Source organism: Nostoc sp. KVJ20, from assembly GCF_001712795.1.
Lineage (GTDB): Bacteria > Cyanobacteriota > Cyanobacteriia > Cyanobacteriales > Nostocaceae > Nostoc.
On record NZ_KV757783.1, the window covers coordinates 1 to 11,633 of the forward strand.

The window sequence follows — 11,633 nt, forward strand, 5'->3', positions numbered from 1 at the left end:
ATTATTACTGTCATCAACAAATACATTCTCTAGTACAGAAACTCAATTCTGAACTCGATGATGAACTGAGTCTTTGGTAGCTTTAGGATTTGCTAAAGCCGGATGCTTGGTTAACTTGCTTGTCCGGTTTGTCGGGGGGAAAGGGATAGAAATATCCCTGCCCTACCCATTAAACTTTTGGTTTTGCTGGGATTTTACATAACTGTTCGCACTTTACAAAGTCATTGCCCCGAAAGGGGATAAAACCCTGCTAGAATCCGCCTTAAGCATGGCTTGCAATCAGACTTGTTTTTTGCAACAGTGCGCGGATATGTAGGTGTACAAAAATAACAATCAGCAAAAATCGCTGTATTCCTCTATGTGTAAGCATTTGAGCGCGAACGCATTGATCAACCATCCGCGCACCTTATAGACACTGGCTTTCAGCGATTTACATCTAGTCATTTTCAAAACAGTTGTGTTATGATTCTTGCATTCGCGCTATTGAACCTTGAAAACCAAATACAGCAAAGGTTTCAGATGCAGTCCATTGCAATTAACCTAAATCCCTATTAGGGATTGAAACGAGTCTGGGGAGTAAACTGCTTTTGATAGGAGTTCAGATTGCAATTAACCTAAATCCCTATTAGGGATTGAAACCCAAAGGGAAAAGTGTAGCTTTTTGAATCTCCTTTATTGCAATTAACCTAAATCCCTATTAGGGATTGAAACTTTGAATGATTGAATCAATTACAGATTCTGCCTCAGCAAATTGCAATTAACCTAAATCCCTATTAGGGATTGAAACTTACCAAGTAGTTATTATTCTTGTCAGACCGGATTGCAATTAACCTAAATCCCTATTAGGGATTGAAACTTATCAACACTTACGTTTAATTCACGCTCAACAATATTGCAATTAACCTAAATCCCTATTAGGGATTGAAACTGATAGGACTTGGGCGATCGCTGGATGTACCCAAGATTGCAATTAACCTAAATCCCTATTAGGGATTGAAACATCCCAATCAAGTACCGGGGTTGCTTGCCGGACTATTGCAATTAACCTAAATCCCTATTAGGGATTGAAACGAATGATTACATGCCAATCAAGACCTTCGATAACATTGCAATTAACCTAAATCCCTATTAGGGATTGAAACTACTCTGCAATGATGAATGATTGGTCATAAAATTGCAATTAACCTAAATCCCTATTAGGGATTGAAACCAGTAGTAAAGATTGTCTAGTGATTTGAAAAAATTTAAGTTATAGAGAAATTACAAATCACCCCAATCAAAATTCAGAAAGCGTCGAGCATTCAGCTTGGTATATTTTTCAGTGTGTTTGATATCGCGGTGTCCCAGGAAGTCTTGGATTTCCCTGGTGTTATAACCCTGATTCACCAGATAGTAACCGCAAGCATGGCGCATCATGTGACAGTGAACTTTGATATCAAGCCCGGCCTGTGCCGCTAGTCGCCCAAGCAGCTTTCGCACTGCATCAGTAGACATCACCTCACCACGCTCAGAAACGAAAATATATTTGCTATCAGGTAACATCTCTCTGAGTTCTTTGAGCAAAACTAATTCATCATCTCTCAAGGGATGCACCCCAGAGTCACTGCCCTTTTCCCTGGTGATGAAAATCTGACGTTCGGCCCACATCACTGCATCCCAGCGCAACCCACATTTAGAACCCACAGCTTCCCCCACCCTAAGACCGTGGCGAAACATCATCAGCATCAGTGTATAATCACGGTGGGAATAACGAGCTTTGCGCTCAAGTGCAGCATTTAGTAGAGATCGCACCTCGCTTGGTGTAAGGTATTCTCTAGACCTGTAATGCTTGTTGGGTAGACGAGTTGGGGGCGGTGGCCTCATTTAGCTTTCAGGTTAGTGTCCGGTGTACGCGCTGTATTATGGACAGTCTACTACGCCACAAGCCCCATTACTCCGTTGATAGATAAGCCACTCAAGAGTTATTGCGAACTGTTATCAATTAATAAATACATCCATCTTGGTTCAATGCTAAATAGTTAGTCTGCGATGCCTGCGGCGTTCTCGTTGCGATCGCGGTCATTGCCAAGTCTGTTACTGAAGATTAGCTGTATATCCTGCGTATATGGTTCAATAGTTAATTCAAACGAAGAAATAAAATAAGAAAATTTTGTCAGCTACCGCACAATGTAGTAATATTTGCGGGTTATATTGCAAAAAATGGCTGGATTTATTTCAATCTAAAATCCTTGTAATTCCCATGAATCGCATTCTTACAGCATCAGAACATTTGATGTGGTTGTCATACAAGAACAGCCCGGAAAATGTTACCTTGTCGGCGACTATTAAAGGGTCATTTACCATTGATTTATTAACTGAAGCTCTGGCTTGGCTACAACTTCGGCATTCTCGGTTAAGAGTAAAAATAGTCACTAACAATCAAAATCAGCCACAATTTTCCTTAGAAAATGTTCCACCTATTCCACTGCGAGTAATTGAGCGACAAGGAGAAGAACATTGGTGTCGGGAGATGGTAGAAGAATTACGCCACCCTTTGAGTTGGAGCGAAGAACCCCTGCTGCGCGTATTGTTACTCCACTCACCTGATGTTTCTAACCTAATAATTACTTTTCATCATTGTATTGGTGATGGTTTGTCAGGAGCTTATCTCATCCGGGACATCTTGCAATTTATTGGTGAACCAGACAGCCCTCGTGAGCTTTTACCAGACTTGCCTCCCGTTGATGAAATTATCCCTGATGTGACAAAAAATTGGGTTGAGGAAGATTTAGATAATTCGAGAGAAGCGGAGTCTATATTAACAACAAATTATCGAAATAATCCGGGAGTAAATACTTCAGAAACATTTCCAATTCGCCTGTTTCATTGGGCGCTCTCTTATGCGGAAACTACCAAGCTTGTAGCTCGCTGTAGAGAAGAGAAAACTTCTGTTCACGGTGCTTTATGTGCTGCATTTCTTTTAGCGATTGCTGCTGAAATAAAAGCTTCTAACGAGATTATTCTTAGGTGTCATACACCAATAAATATCCGCAACTATTTGACAATTAATGTTGGCGAAAATCTGGGAGAATACATTACTCGACAAGTCACCGCTCATCGATTAAGCCAAAAGACCGATTTTTGGGATTTAGCACGTGAAGTTAAACATAAGCTCAATCAAGTGATAGCAGATGGAAAATTATTTGACGATGTACTAAAAGCAAGAGCCTTATTATCTAGTAACTCTAACAAAGGTGGGGAAACTTCAGATGCTAGAAATATAGGAGGAATAGATATTGTAATTACTAATCTGGGGAATTTAAATATTAAACAGCTGTTTGGAAAATTACAGCTAGAGAAACTTTATTTGATGGCTACGGGGGCAAAATCTATACCACTTTTTATAGGTGTAATAACACTTAAGGACAAGATGTGTTTTATTTGTCGTTACCAAGAGTTTCTCGTACCTAATGTGAACGCCTACAACATAAAAAACACAGCTATGGAACAATTACTTACAGCCTTGTAGAGGTTGGGTAGCAAGTAGCACTCGCAGCTCTCAAAAAAACGTCTTGACGAGTTATGCAAGTGCGAACAGATTAAGTTCAGATCGCATGAACAGAGTATGTCATGCTTTTCATTTTTAGTTAAAGAATGGCAATAAAGCCAAACCTATAACAACAATCAAAATTAGCGCAATAAGAACAATTAATAGGTTGGGAAGGAGTCCTCCTATCCACGTCCAAACTACTCCGCCTAGAAATGGAATAGCTAAACTGCAAATTATGCCCAGAATATTTGTGATACGTCGTCCAATTGGACTTTTTAGTATGGTTTTTAGCTCAGAAGTTAAGCCTTTTTGCACACGGCGTAAGGTACGCTCATCATCGCGAATTGCTCGATGAGCAGCAACCACTCCGACCAAAGCAGCGAAAGATGATCCAATTCCAACAGCAACCATCGCCTGATGGAGCGTGATCACTGTAGAAATAAACATTTTATAGGCTTCAGGATTGGAGTTTAAAACATCCAATGAACTGGCTTCAGCACTAAGAGAAAAACCATAAGCAGTAAATAAAAATCCCTGGAGAGTAATCATCCACATGATTCTCTGATTTACAAGGTTATCTTCGTGCTCAATCTTAGTGCGAATACGATCATAAAGAGCTTCAATTTCTTCTTTTGTGAATACATCAGGAATACTCTGACTCATATAAATTGGTTGAAAATTGAGTGATTAACTATTCACCCTATAAACAACACCGAAGCATCGTTTTACCAAAAATCTTAAAGTAACTTAACCTTGAACAAGGAATAGGGGTATTTATTCATTACTTTGCCCCTGGTGACACTTTCTGTAACAGGGGTTAAATGAGCATCTGAGGAGTTACCAATGTATTTTTTCAGTGTTTTGCAGGGCTTGCGTTAAGATGGCATTGAGCCGAGATAAGAACGAAAACGGAAATAGTGGCTGAAAAGGCTTGATTTTCCGTTGTCTATAACGGTGTTAAGTACAAAGAAGTAGCAAATTACCAAACCTAAGCAGGATAATAGTTAAGAGCCTTAATTTCCGAATATGTAGCTATCTCGGCTCAACGCCGACATGAAACTTTTCTTTTGAATTGTGATCGCACTCCACAGCAAAAAACCCCGGCGTTAAGTACCGAGGCAAGGGGGAGAAGTACGAATGACGATGAGATACAGCGATACCGAAATCAAAAAATCTTAGCTAACCGCAAAAGCAACCAAAACTAGAGCGGTAACAAACATAGCTGCAACTGCACCTTGTATAACGTAGTTACGTTGTTCCCAAATTGCCGGGTATTCAGCGCAGTATACCTGGGGAACAGGAGCGTAATTGTTGAGAACGCCGTTTTCATTAACAGTGGTATACATAGTTTTTTCTCTTGTTTGTTTAGTTATGTAAACCAATATAACAATATTGTTACAATTGGTCAACAGGACTTGACACCAAAAGGCTGATAGCGTTAACAAAAATTGCTTATCAGGAATACATGAGGTAGGCGATCGCTGTCGTGCTGACTCTCCCCCAGAACTGGGAAGGGCGTAGACGCGCAGCGGCTTGTCTGATGACATCGCTTTGGTCTGGAGTTTACTTGATGGGATGATAAAGCCCATCATTCTGATAGCGCCACGCTGTACTACTTGGATCTCGATTGGGGGTTCAGCCGGGATACGCTTTGCAATTTCCGTTTATCGAGTCACTACTCAACGAGAAAATAAGGGTTTCAGCTTCTAAGAATATTTGTCTTACTCATGTAATATCTCTTAACCCGGTTTTCTGCGCGAATGCTACTCATACCCCTATACTTTGGCGAAATGCAAAAATCAACTCCTTAACTTTCCCTAACTTATCCTCATCGACTCCTAGAAATTTTACTAATAGAGTGAAAGTGTTCAAGAAAAACCGACTCTTGTCAAAGCCAAAACAAGCAGACCTTTCAGAAAATCTTGAAACAATTATTAGTGAAAACAAGGAGCAATTTATTATGAAAAAATCTACTCTTGTCAAAGCAACAATGGGTGCTGTCTTATTGTTAACAACAGGTATATTTAGTGTTACCAATGTTAATTCGAGTCAGGCACATTCAGCAAACCAAAAACTCAGGTATGGACAAACATACAAGCTCGTTAATGGTTACGACAATTGGCAAGGAGGTTATTTAGACACGCGGGGAAGAGGCTGTTCTGAGAATCTGCTGTGTGTTTCTACAGCCAACAACCCCAACAGAGATAACGGTAGTGGGTCTTGGAAGATTCTATCAAAAACTGGCAAAACAGGAGTTGTTGAGTCGCTCGATGACGTTTACCTGCAAAATCAATATGAGCAAGGTGCTGGTGGTTACTTAGACACGCGGGGAAGAAACTGTTCTGAGAATCTGCTGTGTGTCTCTACAGCCAACAACCCCAACAGAGATAGTGGTAGCGGAACCTGGAAAATAATTTCTAAAAACAAATCTTCAGATGACTTACGTGAAGGTCAGCCTGTTCAACTTGTGAATGGTTATGGTAATGGTCAAGGAGGTTACTTAGATACCAGAGGCAGAAGTTGTAATGAAAATTTGTTGTGTGTCTCAACGGCTGCTGGCGCAGATAGAGATAGTGGTAGCGGAACTTGGAAATTTATTAAGCAGTAAATTTTAGCTGAAGAACAGACTATCACGGAGTGAAATGAGCATCCATTCCGAAACTTACGGGGTCAAATGAGCAGTGATTCCGAAAGTTACGCTAAGGAATTAATGAGCCGTTTTCAATACTGCGATCGCTACGGATAAGACTGTACCAATTGAAGTCTCTAAAATTTAGGAGCTTCAAACCCTTGCTGTGTCGTATTAAATTGTTGCACCAAATAATCTATAGGTTAGTTGGTACATCGAGATTGCGAAAAATATCGATTTACAAAATGCTTATTCAGTAAGGGTTACAGCCTTAGCGTAACTTTCTGTTCGATTGCTCATTTACCCCCACTTACGCCTTATTGTGGTTTCAAAATCGGCTTGTTTGCAGTTTCATCCCCCGATGTTTGCAGTTCGCTACACCTAAGTATCCAAAAACTCCAGTTCACTAACATCAATGAGATTTAATCCACCCGCCGCAGCGCCAGGACGCAACGACGATGCAGCAGTGAGAGGCTCTCCAGTGAGGGCAGAAACCAAAAGCACTTTATCACTACCACAGGAAACCCAAGAGATTTTATATTCTTCGCCGCTTGAAAGTAGCTTTACACGATCTCCTTTAACGGGTTGGCGGGTGGTGACGGATGCTGATGGAGCCGGTGACGGATTGGTGACGGATTGGTGATGGTTTGGCTTGATGGATGGTAATGCAAGTGGTGTATGGGTTATAGCTATCTCAGGTGATGGTTGTGACGGAGGTGATAGAGTTTTGCCCAAACTTTCTACAAAATCCGTTTTCTCATCGCCCAAACTTTCACTCTTCAAAAAATTAGATGGATGATTATTTACCTCGTTTACAAAAAGATTTTTCTGTAAATGTCCATCACATCCGTCACCATAAGGCTTTGAGTCCATCACCATATCCATAACCTTGTCCGTCACACCTCCATCACCAAGCCCCGTTGGGGCGGGTGTGGGGTGTGGGGTGTAGGGTGTGGGGAAACAGCCTGCCCCAACAACCAGTGGGTCAGAAGCCCCGCCCTCATAAGGGCGCTTGCATTGGTCGGGGTACGAAGCCCCTTCCGTCTCCTTCCCTACACCCCACACCCTACCCCCTACACCCGATAAGGGAGCGTCATCACCAGCTTGATTGGAAGTGATTGAAGATTCGGAAGGGAACGGAGCCTCATCGAAAGCGCCTCTTAACCGGATACCGTAAAAATGACTGCCAGTTCTGGTTTTTTCTTGCTTAACATCAGACCATCCCAGCACATGATTTAAGACTTGCAGTAAGTCTGGGGTGAAATTGGGTAAGCTCTTGCCCTGTTGCCCGGAATTTTGGCAGTAGTGATGGTATGAGCCAAACAGTGTACTGATTTCGGGGCGGTAACTGCTGCTTTGCCATTCGTTTTTGTTGGAGCCGACTTTGACCACCCCGGAAGGATCTCGCACGATATGCCGTTCCACCCAAGCCGCGATGGAGTCAGTCATTTGTGCCATTTCCCAGTAAGCGAGATCATAGCCAGTAGAGTTTTTTCCATTGAGAGTGTTAATTATTTCACTCTCTGGAATGGTAAGTAGGTACTGGGTGAAGGCTCCCATCTCTGGGTAGAGCTTTTCTCTGAGGTGAGTATCTACAATTGGTGGACAGTAATTCATGTTTACTACAATCAACCGCCTTTTGAGCCATCTCCCGACACCAGAGCCTTGGAGTGCCGCATAATTGGAAGTAATTAAAACTGTGGCAGCGAGTCTGACATCACAAGCTTTTTTATAAACTTCCTTTGCTTTGGTGCTTCCTCCCCCCGTGAGGGTTTTGAAAGTTTGCAAACCGCCATTGACCTTATCTTGATCCTCAAAAATGACTGAGCGTTTATTGTTGATGTCTACCAGGAAATTAGGATTATCCAAGTTTTCAATTTTGCCACTCCAAGTATTCTCTGAGCCGACTAACGCAGTCAGGATATCCGAGTAAATGCCTTTACCATTGCCGCCATTGCCCCAGAGGTAAAGAATTTTTTGGAGATGAGACATACCGCGAAGTGTGGCAGCTGCAAAACAGATGAGGGTTTGTATTTTTTGGGAGTCGCCCTCTGTTACTTCCTGGAACCAACCGCGAATTGTTGGCCAATCTCGAATCTTGGGATTATCAAAGCGATGGGGCAGTGTCCAGGTTAAATAATTACTGGGTGAGTGTTTCTCAAACTTTCCAGTAGCCAGCACCAGTACGCCATCTAGGAATGGAACGATGCCTGTTCTTTGGGGCCACGTTTCAACAGTTAGCCGTCGCGCCATGAATTTGCGAATATTGACTATATAGCTATCAGTGCCATAGCCAACAATGGAACGGGCATCTAATATTCCCTGAATCCTTGTTTCGATCATGTGGTCATCCTGGGATTTCCACAATCCCGAATCATCACCAAGATAGTACTTCCATTCCTTGTATTCGTTGCAGTACTTGAGGCGTTGTCGATAATCTTCTGCTAATTCAAATGCCAGTATGTCAGCCGGGATAAGTTTCGACTTCGACTGATAAGACTTTGACTGATGAGACTTGGACTCAACGGCATCTTTGCCGTGGGTCAATTCTCTGATTTGCTGATTTAGTGCCGCGATTAGATTATCCGCACTCATGCGAGTTTTCAAAATATTTAACTCTACAATCGTGCCGTAGAGTTGAGAAAGTTGTTCGAGTTGTTCAAAACTATTTACCTCGTCTACCGCCCCAATGCCCAGCATTTTGGTGACTATGCCTTGACACAGTGCCCAGTTATAGCTTTGGGCCCAAAGCGTTGAACCGTTTGATGTCAGCAACAAGTCATCAATCCCTTTGCCTAGTGACTCGTCCCAGGTGGGGCGCGATACGGTGGAGCCTACTTTTTGCGCCGCTATTGACAGTGCATCAATCCCCTTGTTTACAGATGCTATAACCGAGGGCTTAGAATCCATGTCATAGGCAACTAACAAGGTTCTAGGGCGATTCATGATTCGCTGTAAGCTGGGCTTGAATCGCTTGGTCTTTTTATCTACCCCACAGGTCGCGCCGTAGTTGGTGGTGGCGGGGTATCCCTGACAGATTAGACTAAACAGTTTTTCCCCGCCTTCGGTCGTAATTACAGGTAACTCGGAATTGGCTAACCATTCATAGAAATCCACATCATCAGGGATACTGCCTTTCTCAAGTCCTAGCTGTTGCTCAACGAGCCTTCTAATAGTGGGGACGACGCTAGGATAGAAGCACTGATCTCCATTCTTAGATGGAGCCAGCCGTTTGTAAGGCTTTGTGCCATCATCGTTTGGTAGACTCAAAATTGAATGCCAGATGCTACCATCTGCATTCAGCATCAGCGCAGCATACACAACGCCGGAATATGGTTTTTTCCACCTTAAAGCCTCGGCTATCCGGTGCGGTGAGTCTGTAAACTCAATCATCGCGTCAAACTGCTCTGCACAAAGTCGGTCACGCCCAAACTTCTGCTTAATAAAATCTTTGAAAGCGCCAAATGAAATCCAATGCTGTTTAACGCTCTCGTTAGTCCAGATTTGCTCAACACTATTGGGCTGTGTCGCCTGATTCCTGGGTTCAGATAATAGTGGGGCTAAAGTCAGTTGATCTAGATGTCCACGAACGTCATTTGTAGCAGTAGTACTAGAACCGTTAAAGGTGGCTACCATTGTGAAATCCTTGTGAGGTAAATTGTGTGGGCTTTACCTCCCCTGAAGATTCACCAAAATTTTAATCAAATTTCTCGTTAAACCCGTTGTAGGAAGTTGTAAGAAGTACTAGGAACTGATAACATTAGGTTATAAAGAAATTTAATAGAAAAAAACTACGGGGTGTCTTCTAGGACTGTTAAACAACTTGCTTCAACAAGTTGAGTCTTGGGGAGGCATTCTTTTCTTATGTATATCTGGTGACATGACACTTAGAAAAGATGGACTAAGGATATAGTCTTATTACATAGTAAATTATCTCAGGCAAAAAAATAATAAATATCTCAGCTTTATAAAATAAAACAATTTATCTATTTTCCTCAAGCCAAGACACAGCAAAGCTTTTAAAACTTTTGAACTAGTATTAAAAACCAAATAAATACCTCACTATATTAATAGCATTAGTGTGACTAAGAATAATTCAATTTGTTGATGCTGCTTCAAAAAGACATTAATCTAAAATTTTGACTGATTTAATACCTTGGCTGCATTTTTTCACTAACAGCCATCTTTTAGCCTCTGGCTCTAGCGCGGGCATGATTCGGAAGTTGAAAACATCTGCCCAAGTTTCGATCCCGTGAGCGTTTGCAAAACTGACTTCAAGTTCCTTAAACCGTACCCAATCGCGATCGCTGATAGCTGTCAAAACCGGGATAAATGTACTTAGTGGCATTAGAGTTGCTGTTTCAGTCATCGGTGTAATCCTCAAAAATACAAACTATTGGTAACGGTTCATCTTCTGTATCAATTATTTCTACTAATCGTCTACCTGTCTTTTTGGCGATTCGCCTGCAATACTCCTCAGATGCAGCTACTTGCCAATCTCTTGTTTCCGTAACTGGGTCAAATTTTCCTTTGGAGTGTTTTATGTCATCGGTCATGCTGCACCATCTTGCTTGGGCGGTTTCGCTGAGGGTAGCTCTCCTTTTTCTCGCGCATCCCTTACAAATGCTTCTACAAGAAAAGCAACCAAGGTAGCGGTCGGTCTTCCTTGGATTCGTGCGATCGCCTCTAAATCTTCAAAAACATAATCTGGAACGGTTACTGAAAATCTTTTACTCACATGCCTGTTTTTATCTATAGCCACATTATCTACCTCAATGATACATTTTGCTTCTGTAATTCGCTTATTTAGAGTCTTTTTAGCTTCCATAGTCTACAGCATCAAAAAAGAATTTAAATAAGCTCGTTAAAACATCTATTTAGATGCTATGCTAGCAGACATAAGGCAGAAACGCCAACGGCAGACAAGATACACGTATTCTTGGCGACTTCAGCCTGCAAATTTATTTTGAGGAGAATTTATGCGAGTAACAATCAGGCAATCCTTACACCCATTTATCAGCAATAAAGCTCAGGAATTAGGCATTAATGACCATGCAGAGGTAGTTAACTTCCTTTTACTCCAGATTCTGCAAAATTCGATGCTGGCACAGACTACTGCTACTGGGAGCCAAGATACTCAGTAGTGTTTCATAGATACGTTTCATGAAACAGTTTCAACGGTTGCATCAATGTTTCAGCCTCACTTTAACCGTGAAACGCCACTTACACCCGCGAGAAACATGAAACATGAAACATGAAACGTTAGTTGATGATGACTACTTTTGCTTGTGACAGTGACGATAAAAAGTTGAGGGTAAAACGATATGTCAAGACCTAAAAAACAACCAACATCTATAAGCACGAACGCACCTAACACAAACGAGGCTGAAACTATAACAGAGAAAGCATCAATGCCATCAAAAAAGGTAATTCATTTGATGCTAGATGCTGGGCGCTCCAGTATTAAATATCAGG

General features: G+C 41.8%; 10 protein-coding genes and 1 CRISPR repeat array. Of the genes, 3 read left to right on the top strand and 7 right to left on the bottom strand.

The genetic code is table 11. The annotated features are described in order from the left end of the window. Positions 1–528: 528 nt before the first annotated feature. A CRISPR array of direct repeats spans positions 529–1,210; the repeat unit is 37 nt; unit sequence ATTGCAATTAACCTAAATCCCTATTAGGGATTGAAAC. Positions 1,211–1,260: 50 nt separating this feature from the next. After that, on the bottom strand, positions 1,261–1,863 hold the full coding sequence (locus tag A4S05_RS36645) for a tyrosine-type recombinase/integrase (RefSeq protein ID WP_069074661.1): 603 nt from the start codon (positions 1,861–1,863) through the stop codon (positions 1,261–1,263). Positions 1,864–2,239: 376 nt separating this feature from the next. Here A4S05_RS36645 and A4S05_RS36650 point away from each other — a divergent pair, with 376 nt between their 5' ends. Further along, positions 2,240–3,508: a phthiocerol/phthiodiolone dimycocerosyl transferase family protein gene (locus A4S05_RS36650; RefSeq protein ID WP_069074662.1), complete on the top strand. Its 1,269-nt coding sequence runs from the start codon at positions 2,240–2,242 to the stop codon at positions 3,506–3,508. Positions 3,509–3,622: 114 nt separating this feature from the next. Here A4S05_RS36650 and A4S05_RS36655 read toward each other — a convergent pair whose 3' ends face one another. Further along, positions 3,623–4,192: a hypothetical protein gene (locus A4S05_RS36655; RefSeq protein WP_069074663.1), complete on the bottom strand. Its 570-nt coding sequence runs from the start codon at positions 4,190–4,192 to the stop codon at positions 3,623–3,625. Positions 4,193–4,704: 512 nt separating this feature from the next. Further along, on the bottom strand, positions 4,705–4,875 hold the full coding sequence (psb34, locus tag A4S05_RS41080; protein ID WP_141699918.1) for a photosystem II assembly protein Psb34: 171 nt from the start codon (positions 4,873–4,875) through the stop codon (positions 4,705–4,707). A gap of 614 nt (positions 4,876–5,489) precedes the next feature. Here psb34 and A4S05_RS36665 point away from each other — a divergent pair. Next, on the top strand, positions 5,490–6,137 hold the full coding sequence (locus A4S05_RS36665) for a hypothetical protein (RefSeq protein ID WP_141699917.1): 648 nt from the start codon (positions 5,490–5,492) through the stop codon (positions 6,135–6,137). A 402-nt stretch (positions 6,138–6,539) separates the two neighbouring features. Here the strand turns inward: A4S05_RS36665 and A4S05_RS36670 are convergent, their stop codons facing one another. The 4 genes from A4S05_RS36670 to A4S05_RS36685 form a co-directional block, all read right to left on the bottom strand. Then, on the bottom strand, positions 6,540–9,794 hold the full coding sequence (locus A4S05_RS36670; protein WP_069074666.1) for a DUF3854 domain-containing protein: 3,255 nt from the start codon (positions 9,792–9,794) through the stop codon (positions 6,540–6,542). A 490-nt stretch (positions 9,795–10,284) separates the two neighbouring features. Continuing rightward, the gene (locus A4S05_RS36675; RefSeq protein ID WP_069074667.1) at positions 10,285–10,527 is read right to left on the bottom strand and encodes a hypothetical protein; all 243 of its coding nucleotides are present in this window, start codon (positions 10,525–10,527) and stop codon (positions 10,285–10,287) included. Continuing rightward, on the bottom strand, positions 10,520–10,714 hold the full coding sequence (locus tag A4S05_RS36680; RefSeq protein WP_069074668.1) for a hypothetical protein: 195 nt from the start codon (positions 10,712–10,714) through the stop codon (positions 10,520–10,522). Before A4S05_RS36680 ends, A4S05_RS36675 begins: the two co-directional genes overlap by 8 nt. Continuing rightward, positions 10,711–10,986 (bottom strand): ribbon-helix-helix domain-containing protein, encoded by a 276-nt coding sequence (locus A4S05_RS36685; RefSeq protein ID WP_084227399.1) that lies wholly within the window; start codon positions 10,984–10,986, stop codon positions 10,711–10,713. The genes A4S05_RS36680 and A4S05_RS36685 overlap by 4 nt, the downstream gene beginning before the upstream one ends. Before the next feature lie 151 nt (positions 10,987–11,137). Here A4S05_RS36685 and A4S05_RS42420 point away from each other — a divergent pair, with 151 nt between their 5' ends. Then, complete coding sequence (locus tag A4S05_RS42420) at positions 11,138–11,302, top strand: hypothetical protein (protein WP_176727217.1); 165 nt, start codon at positions 11,138–11,140, stop codon at positions 11,300–11,302. Positions 11,303–11,633: the final 331 nt, after the last annotated feature.

Excerpts from the sequence above, each read along its gene's own strand:
- A4S05_RS36670 (WP_069074666.1), bottom strand. The coding sequence starts at position 9,794 with ATGGTAGCCACCTTTAACGGTTCTAGTACTACTGCTACAAATGACGTT.
- A4S05_RS42420 (WP_176727217.1), top strand. The coding sequence starts at position 11,138 with ATGCGAGTAACAATCAGGCAATCCTTACACCCATTTATCAGCAATAAA.
- A4S05_RS36645 (WP_069074661.1), bottom strand. The coding sequence starts at position 1,863 with ATGAGGCCACCGCCCCCAACTCGTCTACCCAACAAGCATTACAGGTCT.
- A4S05_RS36665 (WP_141699917.1), top strand. The coding sequence starts at position 5,490 with ATGAAAAAATCTACTCTTGTCAAAGCAACAATGGGTGCTGTCTTATTG.
- A4S05_RS36685 (WP_084227399.1), bottom strand. The coding sequence starts at position 10,986 with ATGGAAGCTAAAAAGACTCTAAATAAGCGAATTACAGAAGCAAAATGT.
- A4S05_RS36650 (WP_069074662.1), top strand. The coding sequence starts at position 2,240 with ATGAATCGCATTCTTACAGCATCAGAACATTTGATGTGGTTGTCATAC.
- A4S05_RS36680 (WP_069074668.1), bottom strand. The coding sequence starts at position 10,714 with ATGACCGATGACATAAAACACTCCAAAGGAAAATTTGACCCAGTTACG.
- psb34 (WP_141699918.1), bottom strand. The coding sequence starts at position 4,875 with ATGTATACCACTGTTAATGAAAACGGCGTTCTCAACAATTACGCTCCT.
- A4S05_RS36655 (WP_069074663.1), bottom strand. The coding sequence starts at position 4,192 with ATGAGTCAGAGTATTCCTGATGTATTCACAAAAGAAGAAATTGAAGCT.
- A4S05_RS36675 (WP_069074667.1), bottom strand. The coding sequence starts at position 10,527 with ATGACTGAAACAGCAACTCTAATGCCACTAAGTACATTTATCCCGGTT.